At 71.5% G+C, this 20,983-nt stretch carries 19 protein-coding genes; 2 read left to right on the forward strand and 17 right to left on the reverse strand.

The annotated features are described in order from the left end of the window. Position 1: 1 nt before the first annotated feature. The 9 genes from lpxB to BKE41_RS18285 all read right to left on the reverse strand — a co-directional run bounded on the left by lpxB (position 2) and on the right by BKE41_RS18285 (position 11,742). On the reverse strand, positions 2-1,180 hold the full coding sequence (lpxB, locus tag BKE41_RS18245; RefSeq protein ID WP_012320374.1) for a lipid-A-disaccharide synthase: 1,179 nt from the start codon (positions 1,178-1,180) through the stop codon (positions 2-4). Beyond that, the gene (lpxI, locus tag BKE41_RS18250; protein WP_012320375.1) at positions 1,177-2,040 is read right to left on the reverse strand and encodes a UDP-2,3-diacylglucosamine diphosphatase LpxI; all 864 of its coding nucleotides are present in this window, start codon (positions 2,038-2,040) and stop codon (positions 1,177-1,179) included. Before lpxI ends, lpxB begins: the two co-directional genes overlap by 4 nt. A gap of 11 nt (positions 2,041-2,051) precedes the next feature. After that, a complete protein-coding gene (lpxA, locus tag BKE41_RS18255; protein ID WP_012320376.1) occupies positions 2,052-2,870 on the reverse strand; it encodes an acyl-ACP--UDP-N-acetylglucosamine O-acyltransferase in 819 nt (272 codons plus the stop codon). Continuing rightward, positions 2,867-3,343, reverse strand: a complete 477-nt coding sequence (gene fabZ, locus BKE41_RS18260) for a 3-hydroxyacyl-ACP dehydratase FabZ (protein WP_012320377.1) — start codon at positions 3,341-3,343, stop codon at positions 2,867-2,869. The genes lpxA and fabZ overlap by 4 nt, the downstream gene beginning before the upstream one ends. Positions 3,344-3,452: 109 nt before the next feature. Beyond that, complete coding sequence (gene lpxD, locus BKE41_RS18265) at positions 3,453-4,514, reverse strand: UDP-3-O-(3-hydroxymyristoyl)glucosamine N-acyltransferase (RefSeq protein WP_012320378.1); 1,062 nt, start codon at positions 4,512-4,514, stop codon at positions 3,453-3,455. 50 nt (positions 4,515-4,564) lie between these two features. Beyond that, positions 4,565-7,135: an outer membrane protein assembly factor BamA gene (bamA, locus tag BKE41_RS18270; protein ID WP_012320379.1), complete on the reverse strand. Its 2,571-nt coding sequence runs from the start codon at positions 7,133-7,135 to the stop codon at positions 4,565-4,567. 422 nt (positions 7,136-7,557) lie between these two features. Further along, positions 7,558-8,712 (reverse strand): RIP metalloprotease RseP, encoded by a 1,155-nt coding sequence (rseP, locus tag BKE41_RS18275; RefSeq protein ID WP_070999950.1) that lies wholly within the window; start codon positions 8,710-8,712, stop codon positions 7,558-7,560. 181 nt (positions 8,713-8,893) lie between these two features. Then, a complete protein-coding gene (locus BKE41_RS18280) occupies positions 8,894-10,480 on the reverse strand; it encodes a DHA2 family efflux MFS transporter permease subunit (protein WP_070999951.1) in 1,587 nt (528 codons plus the stop codon). An 8-nt stretch (positions 10,481-10,488) separates the two neighbouring features. Then, positions 10,489-11,742, reverse strand: a complete 1,254-nt coding sequence (locus tag BKE41_RS18285) for an HlyD family secretion protein (RefSeq protein WP_070999952.1) — start codon at positions 11,740-11,742, stop codon at positions 10,489-10,491. A gap of 137 nt (positions 11,743-11,879) precedes the next feature. Between BKE41_RS18285 and BKE41_RS18290 the strand changes: the two genes are divergently transcribed. After that, positions 11,880-12,518, forward strand: coding sequence for a TetR/AcrR family transcriptional regulator (locus BKE41_RS18290; protein WP_012320383.1), 639 nt, complete (start codon positions 11,880-11,882; stop codon positions 12,516-12,518). A gap of 115 nt (positions 12,519-12,633) precedes the next feature. Here the strand turns inward: BKE41_RS18290 and dxr are convergent, their stop codons facing one another. From dxr to BKE41_RS18320, 6 genes are all read right to left on the reverse strand, one after another. Further along, on the reverse strand, positions 12,634-13,812 hold the full coding sequence (dxr, locus tag BKE41_RS18295; protein ID WP_012320384.1) for a 1-deoxy-D-xylulose-5-phosphate reductoisomerase: 1,179 nt from the start codon (positions 13,810-13,812) through the stop codon (positions 12,634-12,636). Positions 13,813-13,831: 19 nt separating this feature from the next. After that, positions 13,832-14,689: a phosphatidate cytidylyltransferase gene (locus BKE41_RS18300; protein ID WP_070999953.1), complete on the reverse strand. Its 858-nt coding sequence runs from the start codon at positions 14,687-14,689 to the stop codon at positions 13,832-13,834. Positions 14,690-14,708: 19 nt separating this feature from the next. Further along, on the reverse strand, positions 14,709-15,272 hold the full coding sequence (gene frr / locus BKE41_RS18305; protein ID WP_012320386.1) for a ribosome recycling factor: 564 nt from the start codon (positions 15,270-15,272) through the stop codon (positions 14,709-14,711). A 114-nt stretch (positions 15,273-15,386) separates the two neighbouring features. Next, complete coding sequence (pyrH, locus tag BKE41_RS18310) at positions 15,387-16,109, reverse strand: UMP kinase (RefSeq protein WP_024829306.1); 723 nt, start codon at positions 16,107-16,109, stop codon at positions 15,387-15,389. Between the two features lie 464 nt (positions 16,110-16,573). Then, complete coding sequence (tsf, locus tag BKE41_RS18315; RefSeq protein ID WP_012320389.1) at positions 16,574-17,500, reverse strand: translation elongation factor Ts; 927 nt, start codon at positions 17,498-17,500, stop codon at positions 16,574-16,576. A gap of 118 nt (positions 17,501-17,618) precedes the next feature. Then, complete coding sequence (locus BKE41_RS18320) at positions 17,619-18,686, reverse strand: 30S ribosomal protein S2 (RefSeq protein WP_012320390.1); 1,068 nt, start codon at positions 18,684-18,686, stop codon at positions 17,619-17,621. A gap of 238 nt (positions 18,687-18,924) precedes the next feature. On the opposite strand from BKE41_RS18320, the gene BKE41_RS18325 reads away from it, so the two are divergent. Continuing rightward, complete coding sequence (locus tag BKE41_RS18325; protein ID WP_043074161.1) at positions 18,925-19,182, forward strand: hypothetical protein; 258 nt, start codon at positions 18,925-18,927, stop codon at positions 19,180-19,182. A gap of 17 nt (positions 19,183-19,199) precedes the next feature. Here BKE41_RS18325 and BKE41_RS18330 read toward each other — a convergent pair whose 3' ends face one another. Both BKE41_RS18330 and BKE41_RS18335 read right to left on the reverse strand, forming a co-directional pair. Continuing rightward, positions 19,200-19,940 carry a pseudouridine synthase gene (locus BKE41_RS18330; RefSeq protein ID WP_012320392.1) on the reverse strand — a complete coding sequence of 247 codons (741 nt, stop codon included), beginning with the start codon at positions 19,938-19,940 and terminating at the stop codon, positions 19,200-19,202. 13 nt (positions 19,941-19,953) lie between these two features. Beyond that, complete coding sequence (locus tag BKE41_RS18335; RefSeq protein WP_012320393.1) at positions 19,954-20,859, reverse strand: methyltransferase; 906 nt, start codon at positions 20,857-20,859, stop codon at positions 19,954-19,956. Positions 20,860-20,983 lie beyond the last annotated feature (124 nt).

The following is a 20,983-nucleotide window of genomic DNA, read 5'->3' on the forward strand; positions in this document are numbered from 1 at the left end:
GTCACGCCGCCGGACCCGGCCCCCGCCCCTCGGCCGCGCGCAGGACGATCCGCGCCGCCGCGCGGCTCGGCGTGTCCGCCGCGGCGAGCCGCATCCGCCCGTCGATGCGGCCGAGGGCGGCGAGCTGGACGTCGCGGTCGGCACCGCCGGCCAGGAGTGGCCGCAGGGCGCCCGCGAGGCGCTCCGGGGTGCAGTCGGCCTGGACGAATTCCGGCATCGCGTTCTCGGCGAGGATCAGGTTCGGCAGCACGATGCTCGGGACCTGGATCAGCCGGCGGGCGATGAACTCCTCCGCCCGCGAGACCTTGTAGGCGACGACCATCGGCACGCCGGCGAGCGCCAGCTCCAGCGTGACCGTGCCGGAGGCGGCGAGCGCCGCCCGGGCCTCCCGGAAGGCGGCGTATTTCGGCGCCTCGCCGGTCACGATGCGGACCGGCACCGCCCAGTCGGCCGAAAGCCGCTCGATCAGGGCCCTGTGCCGGGTCACGGCGGGCAGCACCGCCTCGACCGCGAGGCCCTCGGCCACGCGTGCCAGGGCCGCGCCGAAGACCGGCATCAGCCGCTCGATCTCGGACCGACGGGAGCCCGGCAGGACCACGAGGCTGTAGGGCACGGCGTCGCGCCGCCCCCGCTCGTCCGCGCCGGGGCGCAGCTCCGGGAGGCGCTCGATCAGCGGGTGCCCGACATAGGTGCAGGGGGGGCCGCCGAGCCGCAGATGCGCGTCGGGCTCGAAGGGGAGCAGGGCCAGGACGTGGTCGATGAACGGACGCATGCCCTTCGCCCGCCAGGGCCGCCACGCCCAGACGCTCGGCGACACGTAGTCGATGATCGGGATGCCGGGGGCCGCCCTGCGCACCCGCCGGGCCACCGCGTGGGTGAAGCCCGGGCTGTCGATGATCACCAGCACGTCCGGCCGGGCGCGGATCGTCGCCGACACCGTCTCGCGGATGCGGCGGAGCAGCGTCCGGGCGCGGGCGAGAACCGGCAGGTAGCCCATCACCGCCACGTCATCGAGCGGGAACAGCGACGCGAACCCCGCCTCCGCCATGGCCTCGCCGCCGACGCCGCCGAAGACGGTGTCGGGCGCGGCCTCGCGCAGGGCACGCATCAGCTTGGCGCCGAGCTGGTCGCCGGAATCCTCGCCGGCGACGAGCCAGATCGTCCGGGGCCGGCCGGTCACGGCGCGCCTCCGTACCCGACCACGAAGAGGCCGAGGCGATCGGCCTCCGCGGCCGTGGCCGCCCGGTCGATGACCAGGGTCCCGCCCGCCTCCAGGGCGAGGCCGACGCAGCCCGCCCGGGCGGCGTTGCGCACGGTCCGCGCGCCGATCGCCGGAAGATCGATGCGGCGGTCCTGGCCGACCTTCGGGGCCTTCACCAGCACGGTGGAGGGCATTGCCCGGCCGAACCCGAAGGGGCGGCGCCCCAGGGCCCGCGCCCGGGCGAGCATGCGGTCCGTGCCCTCCGGCCCTTCCACCGCGAGGATCCGGTCGCCGGCCAGAACCACCGCCTGCCCCAGATCGTAGGGCGAGAGGGCGTCCAGGACGCCGCGCCCGGTGCGGATCGAGGCGGCGGCCTCGGCGTCCGGGGCCCGGCGCCCGAGGGGGCCGTCTGGGCAGAGCAGGTCCGGCGCGGCCTCGTGGACGCCGACGACGCGGTGTCCCTCCTCCTCGACCAGCGCGACGGCGGCCCGCAGCAGGCGGTCGTCCCCGCCGCCGGCGATCGCCCGCAGGGCCTCGCGGTTGCGCAGGGCGGCGCCGGCGTTGAGGATCGCGGCCGGGCTCGGGCGGGAGACGCCGCCCGCCGGCACCACGGTCGCCGGACCCCAGCGCCGCAGCAGCTTCAGGGTGGCCGCGAGATCGAGGAGATCGACCGTCGCGTCGGCGCCGGCGCGCAGGGCCGGCCCGGTGAAGCCGCGCAGGGCGATGACCCGGAAGGGCCGGCGCGCCCGGCGGAGCGACTCGGCGACGAGTTCGGGCAGGCGCCCCGCCCCCGCGATCAGGACCAGGGCCCCCTCGGGGGCGGGATCGGCCTCGGTCACGGCCCGGCCGCTCAGGCGGCGCTGATCGGGGTCGGAACCTCGCGCGGCGTGCAGATCGAGCGCTTGCCGCCGAGGCGGATGAAGTCGAGGATCTCGGCGACCGCCGCGTGGGATTCGAAGGTCGCGGCCACGTCCTCCACCCGCTCCATCAGCGTGCCCTCTGGGGCGAAGAGCAGGCGGTAGGCGCGCCGCAGCGCGTGGATGTCCTCGCGGGCGAAGCCGCGGCGCTGCAGGCCGATGATGTTGAGCCCCGACAGGTAGGCCCGGTTGCCGAGCACCATGCCGTAGGGGATGCAGTCGTTCTCCAGGCCCGACAGGCCGCCCACGAAGGCGTGCGCGCCGACCCGCGCGAACTGGATCACGGCGGCGCCGCCACCCAGGATCGCGTAGTCGCCGACGCTGCAATGGCCCGCCAGCATGACGTTGTTGGAGAAGATCACGTGGGCGCCGACCCGACAATCGTGGCCGACATGCGAGTTGGCCAGGAAGGTGCAGTGGTCGCCGACCAGGGTCTCCAGGCCGCCGCCGCTCGTGCCCGGGTTCATGGTGACGCCCTCGCGGATCAGGCAATCGGCGCCGATCGTCAGGGTCGAGGCCTCGCCCCGGTACTTCAGGTCCTGCGGCTGGTGGCCGATCGACGCGAAGGGGAAGATCCGGGTGCGGGGGCCGATCGTGGTCCGGCCCGCGAGGACCACGTGGCTGATGAGCTCGCAATCCGCGCCGAGCACGACCTCGGGCCCGACATGGCAGAAGGGGCCGATCCGCGCCCCGTCGCCGATCCGGGCGCCGGACTCGATCACGGCGCTCGGGTGGATGGCGGGCGCGGTCACTCCGTCACCAGCATGGCGCTGATCTCGGCCTCGGCGACCAGCGTGCCGTCGACCCGGGCCTCGCCGCGGAACCACCACATGGTCCGGCGCTGGTTCAGCTTCGTCATGTGGAAGCGCACCTGGTCGCCGGGGGTGACGGGCTTGCGGAACTTGCACTTGTCGATGGTCATGAAGAACACCTGCTTGGTGTTCCGCCCGTCCGCCCGGATGTGGCGGCAGCAGATGGCGCCCGCCGTCTGCGCCATGCCCTCGATCAGGAGCACGCCCGGGAAGACCGGCATGTCGGGGAAGTGGCCCATGAACTGCGGCTCGTTGGCCGTGACGTTCTTGATGCCGACGCAGGATTCGTCCCGGTCGATCTCGACGATGCGGTCCACCATCAGGAACGGGTAGCGGTGCGGCAGCAGCTCCAGCAGCGTCTGGATGTCGGCTGTGCCCAGCTCGGTGCCGGTCTCGCGCGCCGCCTCACTCATCGAAATCCGCACCTCGACTTGCCGCCTTCGGCGGCCCGCAATCCGGCCGCCTCCGGCGCGCCGACCGCCCTCTTCGGAAGAAATCGCCGGAAGCGCAAGGCCTTCCCGGTCAGGCGTCGTCTCCCGCTTGGTCCTTGCCCGAGCGTTCGGCGAGACGCGCGAGCGTCGTCAGCTCGCGGAACCACGCCCGCACCGGCTTGGCGGGCGTCCCGCCCCAGCGGCTTCCCGGCGGCACGTCGCGGTTGACGTTGGACGAGCCGGCGATCTGCGAGCCGCGGCCGATGCGCAGGTGGCCGACGACGCCGACCTGCCCGCCCAGGACGACGTAGTCCTCCAGCGTGGTCGAGCCGGAGATGCCGACCCCCGACACGATGACGCAGTGGCGCCCGATCACGACGTTGTGGGCGATCTGCACGAGGTTGTCGATCTTGGTGCCCTCCCCGATCACCGTGTCGCGCGAGGCGCCGCGGTCGACCGTGGTGTTGGCGCCGATCTCGACGTCGTCCTGCACGATGACGCGCCCGACCTGCGGGACCTTGAGATGGGTGGCGCCCATGGCGAAGCCGAACCCGTCCTGCCCGAGCCGCGCCCCGGGATGGACGATCACCCGGTTTCCGAGGAGGGCGTGGCTCAGGGTCGTGCCGGCGCCGATCGCGCAGTCGCGCCCGATCCGGACGCCCGGTCCGATCACGGCGTTGGGTCCGACCACCGTTCCGGCGCCGATCTCGGCGCCCGGCCCGATCACCGCGCCGGGATCGACCGTGACGCCGTCCTCGAGACGGGCCTCGGGATGGACGTGGGCGCCGGGGGCGACGCCGCGGACGGCGAATTGCGAGCCGGGACGCAGGGCGTCCGGATGCAGGCGGCCGAGCAGCGCGGCGTAAGCGCGGTAGGGGTCGCGGCTGACGAGGGCGACCGTGCCGGCGGGACAGCGCGCCGCGAAGCGGGGCGAGACGAGGCACGCGCCCGCCCGCGTCGCCGCGAGGGCGTCGCCGTAGCGGGCGTTGTCCATGTAGGCGAGGTGGTCCGGGCCGGCGCTCTCCAGGGAGGCCGCGCCGCTGAACCGGCGATCCGGGTCCGCCCCCTCGGGGAGGCCGGTGCCGGCGGCCGCCGCGATCTCGGCCAGGGTGAGGCCTGTGGCGGCGGCGGTGAAGAAAACGGGATCTGACATGTTCGACAACGCGCCGGCCGGAACAATCCGGCCGGCGCGCGGGATTTTTATCAGAAGCGCGAGCCGCCGGAGAAGCGGAACGCCTGGACCTGATCCGCGCCGATATGGCCGTACTTGCCGAGGATCGGGACGAACACCTTCTGACCCTCGTCCTTCGACAGCGCGTAGGCGTAGTCGAACCGGATCGGGCCGAGCGGCGAGTTCCACAGGATGGACGCGCCGATCGAGGAGCGGATCGCCGCCGTATCGCGGACGTTCACGCATTCCGGCTCCACGCCGATCGTGAAGGCGTTGAAGTTGCACTTCCCGGTCGTCGGCGAGACACCGTTGATGAAGGCGTCGCCGTTCACGTTGAAGTTGCGCTGGCCGTGATAGCCGAACAGCGTGCCGGCGTCGGCGAAGAGCGCGCCCTTCAGGCCCAGATCGCGCGGAACGAGGGGCAGCGGGAACTGCACTTCGAGGGTGCCGCCGATGTAGGTGGAACCGCCGATCGCGTTCGAGCGGGCGTCGGCGATGCCGACGTCGCGCGGGCCGATGCCGTTCGGCGCGAAGCCGCGGACCAGCGACGGGCCGAGGAAGAACTGGTCGGTCACCCGCAGCGGGTCGTTGTTGAGCGACGAGATGTGGCCGCCCTGGAAGCGGATGAAGCCGACCACGTCCTCGAAGATCTCCTTGTAGTACCGCGCGTCGGCGGTCACGCGGAAGAACTTCGAGTCGCCGCCCAGGCCGGCGACGTCGGGCTTCAGCTCGGCGTAGAGGCCGTTGCGGGGCGCGCCGATCACGTCGAGGGTCGAGTAGGCGAGCGTCAGGCCGGCCAGCGACGTGAGCGTGTTGCCCTGCGAGCCCTTGATGGCGATCGAGGCCTCGCCGTCATACGCGCAGTTCGGGTAGATCGACTGGCCGCCGATGTTCCGGCCCGTGTTCGGGTCGATCGTGCCCGCCGCGTAGGTGGCGGTGTAGCCCGGGATCGGGATCGAGCAGTCGTTGTACGGCCGCTTGAGGGTGTTCGGCACCTTCAGCTCGGTGTTGTACAGCGAGTAGCGCAGCGTGATGCCGAATTCCTCGGTGATCGGCAGGCCGAGGCGCAGCTGGCCGCCGTACACCGTGGTCTCGTAGCGCGAGTACCGGGTCAGGTCGGAGTACTTGTAGAAGGCATCGAAGCCCGCCGCGAGGCGGTACCCGAGGAAGTACGGCTCGGTGAACGAGAAGTCGACGCCGCGCGAGTACTGGCCACCCGTGCCGGCGAGGCGGACGTACTGGCCGCGACCGAGGAAGTTCGACTCGGAGACCGAGACCTCGCCGATGATGCCGTCCTGGGTGGAGTAGCCGCCCGCCACCGAGAACGAACCCGTGGGCTGATCCTCGACGTCGATGTTGATGACCACGCGGTCCGGGGCCGAGCCCGGCTCGTTGGAGAAGCGGACCTTCTTGAAGAAGCCCAGGCCGTTCAGGCGGCGCTCGGCGCGGTCGGTCAGCACGCGGTTGTAGGCGTCGCCCTCCGCGATATCGAGCTCGCGGCGGATGACGTAGTCGCGGGTGCGGGTGTTGCCGCGGATGTTGATGCGCTCGACGTAGACGTGCGGGCCGTCCTCGACCACGAAGCCCAGGGAGACCTGGTGGCTCGCCGGGTCGCGCTGGCCGGTCGGGCGGACCTGCGCGAACGGGTAGCCGGCGCGGTTGACCTCGCGGGTGACGTTGTTGAGCGTCTTCTCGACGTCGTCGGCGTTGTAGATGTCGCCCACCGAGGTGGCGATGTCGCTGTCGAGCTTCGTGGTGTCGAGGCCCGGCAGGCGCGAATCCACCTGGACGGCGCCGACCTTGTACTGCTCGCCCTCGTTCACCGTGATGGTGATGACGTAGCCGGACTTGTCGCCCTCGACGTAGCGCGCGTCGGCGCTGACCACCTGGAAGTCGGCGTAGCCGTTCTTCAGGTAGTAGCGGCGGACCTGGTCGAGGTCGTTGGTGATGCGGTCGGGATCGTAGACGTCGGAGGTCTTGATGAACGACAGGAAGTTCATCTCCGAGGAGCTCATCAGCCCCTTCAGCGTCCGCTCCGAGTAGGCGTTGTTGCCGACGAAGTTGATCGAGATGATGCCGGTCTTATCGCCCTCGTCGATCTGGTAGATCACGTCGACGCGGCCGTTGGGCAGGTCGACCGTCCGGTAGGTCACCTTGGCGGTGCCGCGGCCGAAGCGCTTGTAGACGTCGCGGATGCGCGCGAGGTCGGCGTTGATGATCGCCTCGCTGTACGGCCCGCGGGCCTTGGCCTCGACCACGCCCTCCAGGGTGGCCTTCTCGATCTTCTTGTTGCCCTCGAAGACGACGCGGTTGATCAGGTTGTTCTCGCGGACCGTCACCACCGTGCGGCCACCCGACTGGGCGACCTTCACGTCGGAGAACATCCCGCTCGCGAGCAGGTTGCGGCGGGCCTCCTCGGCGGAGCCGGACGCCGTCCCGGTCACGTAGGACCGGATCGTGTCGGCATCGACGCGCTGGTTGCCCTGGACGACGATCTGCTGCGCCTGGGCAGCCCCGCTCAGGACGACACCCAGACCGGCAGTGACTAGGACGATGGTTTTCCGCACCGACTTACGTCGGGGCTTCCCCGTCAACGACATCATGCAATCGCCCGTTTCTGTTCTGGTCGCGGGGGTTAGCCCGTCACAGGCGACCGTTGATCGGCCGTCCCGTCACCTGGTCCAAGCGTGGCTTCGGTCCAAGCGTAGCTCTTAGCGGGATTCCCCTGCCAAGCAAACGCGCGGGAGGCCATCGTCAGGGGATTTTGGGGGGTCGTGGCCTTCGCGCCACTTAACGGTGCGGTCAGCCTGCGGGCAAACCGCGGATCGTGGTGAACGACCCGTAAACGTCTGGGCCGTCGCACCTTTTCAGCGGCCCTCGCGATCCCGTGAACGCGATTTTAACCCCGTTTCGACGCGCCGGCGGGGCGTCATCCGGGCGGTGTCCGGGCGAGATCGCGGCGGGATTGGGGCAGCGTTTCCGGTGGAGATCCGGCGGGGATACCGGGATCCCCGCCGGCCCCGGATCAGGTGTTCCGCCAGGAGGCGCCGAGGTTGAGGATGTCGTTCCAGGCGGCGAACAGCATCAGCATCAGCACCAGGGCGAGGCCGATGCGGAAGCCGATCTCCTGGGCCCGCTCGCTGAGCGGGCGGCCGCGCACCACCTCGAAGGCGTAGAACAGCAGGTGGCCGCCATCGAGCAGCGGCACCGGGAACAGGTTGAGCAGGCCGATCGAGACGGAGAGCAGGGCGATCAGCCCGACCAGACCGCCGACGCCGCCGGTCTTGGCGACCTCGCCGGAGACGCGGGCGATGCCGATCGGACCCGAGAGCTGGTCGGCGGATTCCCGGCCGGTCACGAGCTTGCCGAGATACGAGAAGGTGCGCTCGACGACGAAGTAGGTCTCCTTCACGCCGAGATTGAGCGAGTCGAGCGCGCCGTAATGCACGAGCCGCGCCTCCGAGCCCGCGGGGGAGCGGATGCCGAGCCGGCCGATCCGGTGGCGGCCGAACGGCGTCTTCTCCTCGAAGGTCGCCGGCGTCGCCTGGATGGTGATGGGCTGGTCGTTGCGCTCCACCGTGAAGGTCAGCAGCGTCCCGGCGCTGCCGGTGACCGTGCGGTACATGGCGTTGAAGTCGCCGATCTTCTCGCCGTCGATGGCGGTGATCACGTCGCCGGGCTGGAAGCCGGCCTGGGCGGCGACGCTGTTCGGCTCCACCGACGAGACCCGGGCGGGCAGCTCGTAGCGGCCGCCGAGCCAGATGGCGCCCGCGAAGAGCAGGATCGCCAGGATGAAGTTCGCCACCGGGCCAGCGGCGACGATCGCGGCGCGCTTCGACACGGGCTGGGTCGGGAAGCTGATCGCCCGCTCCTGCGGGCTCATCCGGGCGACGGCCTCCGGATCCGGCATGCTGGCGCCGTTCACGTCGCCGTGGAACTTCACGTAGCCGCCGAGCGGGATCGCGCAGACCTTCCAGCGGGTGCCGCGCCGGTCGTTGAAGCCGAACAGCTCGGGGCCGAAGCCGAGCGAGAAGGCGTGCACGCCGACCCCGCACCAGCGCCCGACCAAGAAGTGGCCCATCTCGTGCACGAACACCACGACGGTGAGCACGAACAGGAACGGGATCACGGCACCGAAGAAACCGCCGGCGGTCCCGCCCATCGCGTTGAGGAAGTCCATAAGCCGTATTCCTGGCCGTCTCGGCGCCGGCTTCTCGGGCCGGCCATCCGCCCTGTCTAGCAGATCGGCGGTGCCGACCGCCAACGCAATCCTGCGGCTCGGCCGCGGAACGTCGCACGCACCGTCCGAAACCGCACCGTCCGATACCGCACCGGCCGATCGCGCGCGGCGGTCCCGCCCGTCAGTGGCCGCCGCCTCCGCCCGCGCCGGCATTCGGCCGCCGGATCATCGGGACCGCGCAGGCCATCGCGAGGAACAGGACCGTGAGGGTCAGGAACACGTCCTCGAAGGCCATGACGAGGCCCTGGATCCGCACCGTGTTGGTCATCGCCTTCAGCGCCATGCCGGAGGCGGCGCTGCCGTAGGCGTCGAAGCCGCGCTGCAGCGCGTCGAGGCGCTCCAGCGCGGCCGTGTTCGCCCAGGTGAAGCGCTCGTGGAGCCGGGCGAGGTGCAGGTCCCAGCGGTCGTTGAGGATCGTGTTGATCAGCGCGAGCCCGACCGCGCCGCCGAGGTTGCGGGTCAGGTTGAACAGCCCCGACGCGTTCTTCATCCGCGCCGGCGGCAGCGTGCCCAGCGCGATGTTGTTGATCGGGATCATGCACAGCATCAGCGAGCAGCCGCGCAGGATCTGCGGCAGCAGCAGCTCGTAGAAGTCCCAGTCCTTGGTGAGCCCGGTGACGATCCAGGTGCCGCAGGCGAAGCCGACGAAGCCGATCCCCATCATGATGCGGGGATCGACCCTGCCCGAGAGCCGGCCGGCGATCGGGGCGGTGGCGAACATGCACAGGCCGGAGACGAACATCGTCTCGCCGATCATCAGCGCCGAGTAGCCGCGCACCCGGGCGAGGTAGACCGGGTAGATGTAGGTCAGACCGTAGAGGCCGATGCCCAGCACGAAGCTCGCCACGCAGCCGCTGGCGAAGTTCCGGTCCGAGAAGGCCCGGAGATCGACGATCGGCTGCTTGGCCGTGAAGACCCGCCAGAAGAACAGCAGCGCCGACGTCCCGCAGACGACCGCGCAGGCGAAGACCGCCTCGTCCTGCAGCCAGTCGTGGTTCGGCCCCTCCTCCAGCACGTACTCGAGGCAGCCGAGGAAGCCGGCCATGAAGGCGAGGCCGGCCCAGTCGAACGATCTGATCAGGCCGTAATTGGGCTCGTCGAAATCGACCAGGATCCAGGTCGAGACGGTCACGAAGATGCCCGGCACGACGTTGATCAGGAACAGCCAGTGCCACGACATCAGGTCGGTCAGGTAGCCGCCCACCGTCGGGCCGATCGTCGGCGCCAGCGTCGCCACGAGGCCGATCATCGGCGAGACGATGGTCCGCTTCGAGGGCGGGAAGATCGTGAAGGCCGCGGCGAAGACGGTCGGGATCATGCCGCCGCCGATGAAGCCCTGGAGCGCCCGCCAGACGATCATCTCGCCGATCGACGAGGAGGTGGCGCACATCAGGCTCATCAGGGTGAAGCCGCCCGCCGAGATGGCGAACATCCAGCGCGTCGAGAGCACCCGCGACAGGGTGCCGGAGAGCGGGATCGAGATGACCTCGGCGATCAGGTAGCTGGTCTGGACCCAGGGGATCTCGTCGCCGGAGGCCGAGAGGCCGGCCTGGATCTCGTTCAGGGAGGCCGAGACGATCTGGATGTCCAGGATCGCCATGAACATGCCGAAGACCATGCAGACGAACGCCACCATGCGGCGGCGGTCGAGGGGCGGATCGGCGGCGCGGATCGGCGCGCCGGGCGCGAGGGCGGCGCTGGCGGCCATGGCCGGTCTCAGCGGCTCGCGGTGCTGACCGGCCGCGCCGCGGAGGCGCGGTCGAGGACGGAGCGGTCCGCGCCGGTGCGGGTATCGACCCGCACCACCGCCGACAGGCCCGGCCGCAGCAGGCCCTCCCGGGCGACCTCCTCGGGCACGCGCACCCGGACCGGCAGGCGCTGGACGATCTTGGTGAAGTTGCCGGTGGCGTTGTCGGGCGGCAGCAGGCTGAAGACCGAGCCGGAGGCCGGCGAGAACGATTCCACCACGGCGTGGATCTCACGGTCCGGATAGGCGTCGACCGTCACGGTCACCGGCTGTCCGGGACGCATGCGCTCGACCTGGGTCTCCTTGAAGTTCGCGTCGATCCGGACGCTCTGGAGCGGGACCAGCGCGGCGACCCGCGTGCCGGGCCCGACATAGGCGCCGGCCTCGACGGCCTTGTTGCCGACCACACCGTCGAAGGGCGCGCGGATGACCGTGAAGTCGAGGTCGCGCCGGGCCCGGTCGACGGCGGTGCGGAGTTCCGCCGCGAGGCTCTCCGCCTCGCGCTTCTGCGCCTGGAGCACGTCCACGTTGGCGCGGGCCGCGAGGAGGCCCGCCTCCATGGCCTTCACGGAGGCCTCGGTGCGGTCGCGGTCGGCACGGGTCTGGTCGATGCGCGACTTGGCCACGTAATCCGCCTGCATCTGCGTCGACCGGGCGAAGTCGGCCTGGGCGCGGACGGCGTCGGCGCGGGTCGCGTCGAGCTGCGCGGCGGCCTGGGCGACCTGGGCCTGCGCCGCCTCGGCCTGCCGGCCGATCCGCGCGATCGTGCTCTCCTGGGTGGCGAGCTTGTCCTGCGCCGCCTGCAGCGCGAGGCGGTAGTCGCCGTCGTCGAGCTTGGCGATGACGTCGCCCTTCCTCACCGCGAGGCCGTTCACCACCGGGACCGACTGGAGATAGCCCGGGATCTTGGCCGCGAGGACCGAGATGTCGGCCTGGACGTAGGCGTCGTCGGTCGAGACGAAGAACCGCCCGACGGTCCACCACTGCCACCCCTGATACGCGCCGCCGCCCAGGGCGGCCGTCAGCAGTCCGAGCAGGACGAGCCGCCTCATGGAGCGCTTGCGCGCGGGCGGCGCCTCGACCGGCACGGGCGTCGGCAGGGACGCCGCGGTGGCGGCCGGCGCGGTGCGCTCGGCACGCGCCTCGTCCCCGGCCTCGATTCGGGTCTCAATACCGGTCTCGAGACCGGAACTCGGCCGATCGGCGTCCTCGCGAAGGGACATATCAGCGCCTCGAAAGAGATGACCGAACCGTTCGGTCAATAACCAGGCACGACTTGACGCGCCCGCGAAGAAGCCGCAGGTTATTTTGACCGAACGGTTCGGTCAAGCGTGACGGTGTCACGGTGCGGAGCGGGATGATGGCTCAGGGTGCGGCGCTGGAGCGGGGTCAGGCCCAGCACGAGGGCGACAAGCGGCAGCAGATCCTCGAGGGCGCGCGGACGGTGTTCCTGGCGGCGGGGTTCGACGGGGCCAGCATGGGCGAGATCGCCCGGGCGGCCGGGGTCTCGAAGGGCACGCTCTACGTCTACTTCGAGAACAAGGAGGACCTGTTCGAGGCGCTGGCGATCCAGGAGAAGGCCAGCCTCGCCGAGGCCCTGTTCACCCTGGACGCGGACGATCCCGACGTGCCGGGCGTCCTGACGCGGCTCGGAAGCAGCTTCCTGACCGAGATGTGCCGGCCGGCGCACGTCTCGCTGGTCCGCATGGTCATCGGCGCGAGCGAGAAGTTTCCGCGCTTCGGGCAGGTCTACTATCAGGCCGGTCCGGCCCGCGGCGTCGAGCGCCTCTCGCGCTACCTCGACGCGCAGGTCCAGGCGGGGCGCCTGACGATCGCCGACACCGAGCTCGCGGCCCGGCACTTCCTGCATCTCTGCCAGGCGGGTCTGCTGACCCGCCTGCTGTTCGCGGCGGGCGGCATCGCCGGCGAGGCCGAGATGCGCCATCAGGTCGACGAGGCAGTCCGGGTGTTCCTGGCCGGGTACGGCCCCGCGCGCTGAGGCGCAGCTCAGGCGGGAAACGTCGTTGCGAGCGCGGCGAAGCGATCCAGCGGCGCGACGCTCGCAGAATGTTGCGCCGACCTGGGTTGCTTCGCCGCGCTCGCAATGACCGGGTTTAGCCGGCGGCGCGCAGCTCCGGCAGGGCCTCGGCGCTCCAGATCCGCACGTGGGCATCGATGGCGAGCGCCTCGTCGACGTCGGCGGGCGCGGTCCGGTACCGGCCGGCGAAGTGCGCGCAGGCGCGCTCGACCAGATCGCTGATCCCGTAGAAGCCGATCCGGCCGGCGATGAAGGCCGCCACCGCGATCTCGTTGGCCGCGTTCATCACGGTCGGCGCCGCACCGCCCGCCGCCAGCGCCGCGCGGGCGATCCGCAGGCACGGGAAGCGCGCCTCGTCCGCGGCCTCGAAGGTGAGCGATCCGAGCTTCACGAGGTCGAGGGGGCGGCCCCGCTGGATCGTGAGCCGGTCACCGAGGCCGAGGCAGTGCGAGATCGGCACGCGCATGTCGGGCAGCGCCAGCTCGGCGGTCACGGCGCCGTCGAGCCAGTAGACCATCCCGTGGATCACCGATTGCGGGTGCACCACGACGTCGAGCCGCTCGGGCTCGATGCCGAACAGGTGGTGCGCCTCGATCAGCTCGAGCCCCTTGTTCATCAGGCTCGCCGAATCGATGTTGATCTTCATCCCCATCGACCAGGTCGGATGGGCGGCGGCCTCGGCCGCGGAGGCGGCGGCGATCCGCTCGCGGCTCCAGGTCCGGAACGGGCCGCCCGAGGCCGTGATCATCATGGTGCGGACGTCGGCGAGCGGCCGGCCGGCCAGCGCCTGGCTCAGCGCGTCGTGCTCGGAATCCATCGGCAGGATCGTGGCGCCGTAGCGGGCGGCGTCGCGCATGAAGGCGTCGCCGGCGCAGACGAGGCTCTCCTTGTTGGCGAGGGCGACCTTGCGGCCGAGCCGAAGGGCCGCGTGGGTCGATTTCAGCCCCGCCGCCCCGCTCACGGCGGCGACGACGATGTCGGCGTCGCGGGCGGCGGCCTCCATGACGGCCGCCTCCCCCGCCCCGCTCGGGATGCCGGAGCCCGACAGGGCCTCGGCCAGCGCCGGGCCCGCGGCCTCGTCGGCGAGCGCCGCGAAGGAGGCGTTGAGCTCGCGGGCGACCTTGGCCAGGGCGACGGGATCCTTGCCGCCCACCAGGGCGCCGACGCGGAAACGGTCGGCGTGCTGGGCCAGGAGGTCGGCGGTGGAGCGGCCGATCGAGCCGGTGGCGCCGAAGACGGTGACGACCTGGGTCACGGGTTCAACTCCCTCATCGTCACGGGATCAGACCGCCGCCGCGCAGGGCGAGATAGACAGCCGCCAGCACGGCGACCGCGAAGAATCCGTCGAGCCTGTCCATGACGCCGCCGTGGCCGGGGATGATCTTCCCCGAATCCTTGACGCCGTAGCGGCGCTTCAGGCCGGATTCGATCAGGTCGCCCGCCTGACTCAGGACCGAGGCCAGCGCGCTCACGCCCGCCACCACCGGGAGGGAGGCGGCGCTGGGCAGGGTCGTGCCGGCGAGGTCGGCGACCACCGGGACCAGCGTCCCGGCGGCGACCGCGCCGACGAGGCCGCCGAGGGCGCCCGACCACGTCTTGTTGGGCGAGACCCGCGGCATCAGCTTGGGGCCGCCGATCTTCCGACCGGCGAAGTAGGCCGCGATGTCGGTGGACCAGACCACCGCGAACATCCAGGCCGGCCCGACGAGGCCGATGGCAGGATCGTCGCGCAGGGCCACCGGCACCGCCGCGATCGCCGCCGCGCCGAGCACCCCGAGGAAGGCGCGGAGCCGGCCCCGGCCGGTCCGCGCCACCGTGGCGCAGGCCGCGGCGCCGAGCAGCAGGACCGCGAGGCAGGCCGGCGTCGGGGCGCCGCCGCGCTGGCAGAGCAGCAGGGCGCCGAGCGTCGCCGCGCCCAGCGCGATCAGCACCTCGCGGGGCTCCGTGCGGCTCATCACCATCCACTCGGCGAAGCCGACGATGCCGGCGGCGAGCCAGATCCCCGCGAAGAGCCAGCCGCCATAGACGAGCGCGGCCAGCACGCCGGCCCCGAGCACGAGGCCCGAGGCGACGCGCAGCCACAGCTCGCGCCGCCCCGAGGGACGCGCGGCCGGTGCGGCGGCGGAGGTCACGCGCGTCCCGTCCCGCGCCTCAGACCTGCATGATCTCCTTCTCCTTGGAGGCCAGCACGCCGTCGATCTCGGCGATGTACTGGTCGGTCGCCTTCTGAACGTCGGTGGCCTGACGCTTCTCGTCATCCTCCGAGATGGCGCTGTCCTTCAGGAGCTTCTTGAGGTGGTCGAGGCCGTCCCGGCGCACGTGGCGCACGGCGACGCGAGCCTCCTCGGTGTACTTGTGGGCGACCTTGACCATCTCCTTGCGGCGCTGCTCGTTCATCTCGGGGATGCGGAGCCGGATGGTCTGCCCCTCGGTCTGCGGGTTGAGGCCGAGGTCGGATTCGCGGATCGCTTTCTCGACGGCCGTGACCATGCTGCGGTCCCAGACCGAGATCGACAGGAGCCGGGGCTCCGGCACGCTGACGGTGGCGACCTGGGCCATCGGCATCATCGAGCCGTAGGCGTCGACCTGGATCGGGTCGAGGAGCGACGGCGTGGCGCGCCCGGTGCGCAGCGAGCCGAGATCCTTCGAGAGCGAGGCGACGGCGCCCTGCATGCGGCGCTTGATGTCGTTGAGATCGAATTCCGGTGTGGCCATGAGGGTCGTCCCGAGACGTCTGACGTGGTCTTGAGCCCGGCGCGGGCAGTCGCGGCCTCAATGGACGAATTTTTTCAGGGCCGCAAACGGTCGCGACCCCGATCGTGCCGCGTGTCAGGGCGCCACGAGGGTCGAGGGCGCGTCGCCCGACAGGATCGCGGCGATCGAGCTCGGCGGGTGGAGCGAGCCGACCACGATCGACAGGCGGCTCTCCCGGGCCAGCGCGAAGGCGGCGGTGTCCATCACCTTGAGGTCGCGGGCGATCGCCTCGTCGTGGGTGATGCGGTCGTAGCGCGTGGCACTCGGATCCTTCTTCGGATCCGCCGAGTAGACGCCGTCCACCTGCGTCGCCTTGAGAACCGCGTCGCAGCGCAGCTCGGCGGCGCGCAGCACCGCGGCGGTGTCGGTGGTGAAGAACGGGTTGCCGGTGCCGCCGGCGAGGACGACAACCTGGCCCTTGTCCAGATGGTGCAGCGCCGGCTGGCGGGCGTAGGTCTCGCAGATGGTCGGCATCGACACCGCCGACATGGTCCGCGCCTGGACGCCCGCGGCGTTGAGCGCCGTCTCGATCGCCAGCGAGTTCATCACCGTGGCCATCATGCCGAGGGAATCCCCGGTCGCCCGGTCGATCCAGCCGGCCGCGGAGATCCGCGCCCCGCGGATCATGTTGCCGCCGCCCACCACGATGGCGATCTCGGCACCCGCCTCGATCGTGCGGGCGATGTCCTCGGCGAGCGCCGCCAGGGTCGGCGGATGCAACCAGTAGCCGTCCGGAGCGGCGAGCGCCTCGCCCGACAGCTTCACGAGGATACGGCGAAACGGCGTCGTCTCCGGCATCTGGGCCCCCGGCTCCATCCCGCATCGCGCAAGCGGGGAGGCTTCTACGTCAACCGCCCGAGCGCCGTCGAGAGGCCCGGCACCGATACGGCGGGGATCGTGGGCCGAAATGCTACCGGCGCGCGAGCGACGTGCGAGAGACGGTCGCCCGGGGAGGACGTCTGCGCCGCCGGCGCGGTCCGAATCCGGAGCGCCGGCGCCGGCTCTCAGCTGCCGGCGAGGACGCCGACGGCGCCGAAGACGGTCATGGCGAGGCCGGAGGCGAACACGCCGATCATGAGGTAGGAGAAGGGTTTCAGAGCCATGCCGGGAACGTAGAGCGGCGCCGCGAGGCGGGGCGTGCGGCGCAACACGGCCCGGCGTGGATCGATCCCGCGACTCCGGAAACGCGAAGCCCCGCCCGGCTCGTGCCGGACGGGGCTGGTCACGCGCGAGCCCGGCAGGCCCGGCGCTCGCGCTCGAACTCAGGCGCGGCCGGCCTGCTGGGCGACCTCGGTGGCGAAGTCCGGACCCTCTTCCTTCTCGATGCCGTCGCCCAGCGCGTAGCGGACGAAGCCCGTCAGGGTCACGGGGCCGCCGACCTTGGAGCCGGCCTCCTTGAGGACCTGGCTCACCGTCTTGGAGCCGTCGTGCACGAAGGGCTGCTCCAGGAGGGTGACCTCCTTGTAGTAGCTCTTCAGGCCGCTCTCGATGATCTTGGCGAGGACGTGGTCCGGCTTGCCGGCGTTCTTCTCGCGCAGGATGTTCGACTCGCGCTCCACCGTGGCGGCGTCGACGCCCGAGGCGTCCAGCGCCACCGGGTTGGTCGCCGCGATGTGCATGGCGATCTGGCGGCCCAGCGCCGAGAGCGCGTCGACGTCGCCCTCGGACTCGAGCGCCACGAGCACGCCGATCTTGCCGAGGCCCTCGGAGATCTGGTTGTGCACGTAGGAGGCGATGACGCCCTTCTTGACCTCGAGCTTGGTGACCCGGCGCAGGTTCATGTTCTCGCCGATGGTGGCGATCAGGGCCTGCAGCTTCTCCGAGACGGTCTCGGTGGCGCCCGGGAAGTGGGCGGTCTGGAGCCCCTCCAGCGTGCCGTCGGTGTTCAGGGCGATCTTGGCGGCTTCGCGGGCGAAGGCCTGGAAGGCGTCGTTGCGGGCGACGAAGTCGGTCTCGGAGTTCACCTCGACCACGGCGGCGTGGTGGCCGGCGGACTCGACGGCGACGAGGCCCTCGGCGGCGACGCGGCCGGCCTTCTTGGCGGCCTTGGCGAGACCCTTCTTGCGCAGCCAGTCGACGGCGGCCTCGATGTCGCCCTGCGTCTCGTTGAGCGCGCCCTTGCAGTCCATCATGCCGGCGCCGGTCTTCTCCCGGAGCTCCTTCACCATCGCGGCGGTGATGTTGGCCATGGCGGTCCCTTTCGTGTGGTCTGGATGCGAGAGGCCCGGCGCGCGGGTGAGCGGCCGGGCCCGGTATGCCTGGATTCGCGACGGCCCGATGACGGTGCCGCCGCGAAGCCCCGTTGGATCAGGCCGCGGCGGCGGCCTCGACGAAGCCGCGGGCCTGGGAGACCCACGAATCGCGGTCGATGCGGCCGTTGAGCTTCAGGTCGGCATCGACCTTGGCGACGTCCTCGGGCGTCATCGCGGCGAGCTGCCAGTAGTGGTAGATGCCGGCGTCGTTGAGCTTCTGCACGATCTGCGGGCCGGCGCCATTCAGCTTGGTCAGGTCGTCCGGCGCGCCGCGCGGGGCGGCGAGCAGCTCGAAGTGCTCGGTCGACTCGGCGAGCATCGCCACGTCGGCCGGGTCGAGGGCGTCGGACTCGACCGTGACGGCCGCGTCGTCGTTCGCCGGCAGCTCCTCGGCCATCGGCTCCTCGGAGGCGCCGAGATCCATGCCCGACGAGCCCTGGGCGCGCGAGATGCCGTCGATGGCGGCCTTGGCGATCAGGTCGCAGTACAGCGCGATCGCGCGGCCGGCGTCGTCGTTGGCCGGGACGATGTAGCTGATGCCGTCCGGGTTGCAGTTGGTGTCGACGATGGCGGCGACCGGGATGCCGAGGCGGTTCGCCTCCTTGATCGCCAGCTGCTCCTTGTTGGTGTCGATCACGAACAGCAGGTCCGGGACGCCGCCCATGTCCTTGATGCCGCCGAGCGCCTTCTCGAGCTTCTCCTTCTCGCGGGAGAGCATCAGGCGCTCCTTCTTGGTCAGGCCCGGGCCGCCGGTCTCCAGCGTCTCGGTGACCTTGCGCAGGCGCGAGATCGAGCCCGAGATGGTCTTCCAGTTGGTGAGCATGCCGCCCAGCCAGCGGGAGTTGACGTAGTACTGGGCCGACCGCTTGGCCGCCTCGGCGATCGTGTCGGCCGCCTGGCGCTTGGTGCCGACGAACAGCACGCGGCCGCCCTTAGCGACGGTGTCGCTCACCGCCTGCAGCGCCTGGTGCATCGCCGGCACGGTCTGGGCGAGGTCGATGATGTGGATGTTGTTGCGCGTACCGAAGATGTACGGCTGCATCTTCGGGTTCCAGCGGTGCGCCTGGTGACCGAAATGTGCGCCCGCCTCGAGGAGCTGACGCATAGAGAAATCGACGGCCATGTCTTTGTGCTCTCCGGTTATATCCGCCGCGGAGGGATGCGGCCGGCCGAGATCTCGGACGACCACCGGAAACGCCTCATTCAGGCATGAGGCCGGCTCCGCGTGTGGGATGGGCGGGCGCTTAGCAGAGGGCGGGTCCGAAGGCAAGAAGCGGCGGGGTGGCGCGGGCCATCCCTCGATCACAGCCTGGGTTCAGAGCGCTTGCACCGCGCGGGCGCGCCTCGCGACAGTTCGGACCGTGGCGGCGGTCGCCTTCGACACCCTGAAATCCGCCCGGACCCTCCGGGAGAGAGCCAAGCTGTCCCCGGAACAGGCGGAGGGCTTGCCCGATGCCATGGCGGAAGCGCTGCAGGGCGATCGCGTCACGAAGGCGGATCCGCGCGTCGAGCTGGCGGATACGCGGTCCGAAATCGTGCGCTGGGTGGCGGGCTCGATCGGCTTCCAGACACTCGCTGTCATCGGCGCGGTCGTCGCCCTCGCCCGGGCTCTGCACTGACAGGCGCGCAGCCCGGATCACCCGCCCGCGAACACCGCCGCCACGTCCTCGGCCGTCATCACCCGGTGCGCGCCCGCCGGCAGGTCCGCCGGCAGAGCGAGGCCGCCGACCCGGTCCCGGTGCAGCGCCGCGACGTGGTTGCCGACGGCGGCGAACATCCGGCGGACCTGGTGGTACCGGCCCTCCGTCAGGGTCACCGCGCAGCGGGTCGCGTCCTCGACGTCGAGCCGCACCGGCAGGAGCGGGCGCTCCTCGCCCTCCAGGACGAGCGTGCCCGCGGCGAACACCTCCGCCTCGCGGCCGGTCAGCGGCCGGTCGAGGGTCACGCGGTAGCGCTTCGCCACCTGCGCCTTCGGGCTGATGATCCGGTGCAGCAGCGCCCCGTCGTCGGTCAGCAGCAGCAGGCCCGAGGTCTCCTTGTCGAGGCGTCCCACCGTGGAGAGCGGCGGGTCGCGGCGGCGCCAGCGCTCGGGGAGGAGCCCGTAGACCAGCGGGCCGGCCTCCTTGTGGGAGCAGGTCACGCCCAGCGGCTTGTGCAGCATCAGGCACAGGCCGGGGAGCGGGTCGAGGGATTCGCCGTCGACGGTGAGGCGCTCCGGCAGGTCCGGCGCGAGGGCGACCCGGTCGCCGGCATCCGCGAGTTCAGCGCCGTCGAGGCGGATCGCGCCGGCGCGGGCGAGGGCCTGGATCTCGCGGCGCGAGCCGTAGCCGAGATTGGCGAGGAGCTTGTCCAGGCGGACGGATCTCGCCGCGCTCATGGAAGCGGCGCCCTCATCGGCGGGCCTCGTAGACCCGGTAGCCGTTCGCCTGGACGGCCACCGCGACGTGCCGGAACGCCTCGCGCAGGCTCGCCTCGTAGGGCAGGTGCGCGTTGGCCACGAGCCACAGCGCCCCCCCGGGGCGCAGGGCCTCGGCCGCCCGCGCGATGAACGCCCGGCCGAGCGCCTGATCCTCGCTCCCGCCCTCGTGGAACGGCGGGTTCGTGACGACGAAGTCGAGGTTTTCCGGCACCGCGCCGGACGCGCGGATATCGGCCCAGAGGATCGTCGCGCGCGGATCGGCGACGTTGCGGCGCGCCATCTCGACGGCGCGCCGATCGATCTCCAGCAGGGTCAGGGCGGTCACGGCCTCGGACCCCAGGACGGCCCGCGACAGGATCCCGAGGCCGCAGCCGAAATCGGCGCCGCGGCCCTTGAGGGCGGGGAGGTTCGCCAGGAGCAGCGCCGTGCCGGGATCGAGCCGGTCCCACGAGAAGATGCCGGGCTGCGTGCACAGGGCGAGGTTGTCGACGTGGCGCGGGCCGCCCTCGTCGATCGCCTCGGCGACGCCGGCGAGGTCGGTCGGGCGCTCCGCCGTGCAGATCCGGTGATGCCGGCGCGGCTGGTCGGCGGCGGCGCAGCCGAAGGTCGTCAGTTCCTTGGCCAGGCGGGTTCCGCCGCGATCCTTGGGCGCCAGGGCGACCATGCGGCCGCCGGGCCCGAGGGCGCGCAGCACCTGGGCCAGCACGTAGCGCCGCTCGACCGTTCCGGGCGGCGCCAGCACGGTGGCCGCGTCGAGGCTGTTCTCGGACAGGTCCTCCAGCCGCGCGGCGCCGGGAATCAACGGGGAGAGCTGGACGGCGTCGCCCGGGACCTCGGCGAGGTCCACCGGCGGCAGGCCGTAGACGGCATGGCGCATAGACAATTCGGGATTTGGAGTGCCGAATCCGGAACGCGAATCCGCGGCGGAGCGGGGTAAACCCGCGCCCGACTCGGTTCATCCGGGGGGAACACCGCTTTTATACCGGAACCCGCCGGGAAGC

The sequence above is a fragment of the Methylobacterium sp. C1 genome (assembly GCF_001854385.1).
Lineage (GTDB): Bacteria > Pseudomonadota > Alphaproteobacteria > Rhizobiales > Beijerinckiaceae > Methylobacterium > Methylobacterium radiotolerans.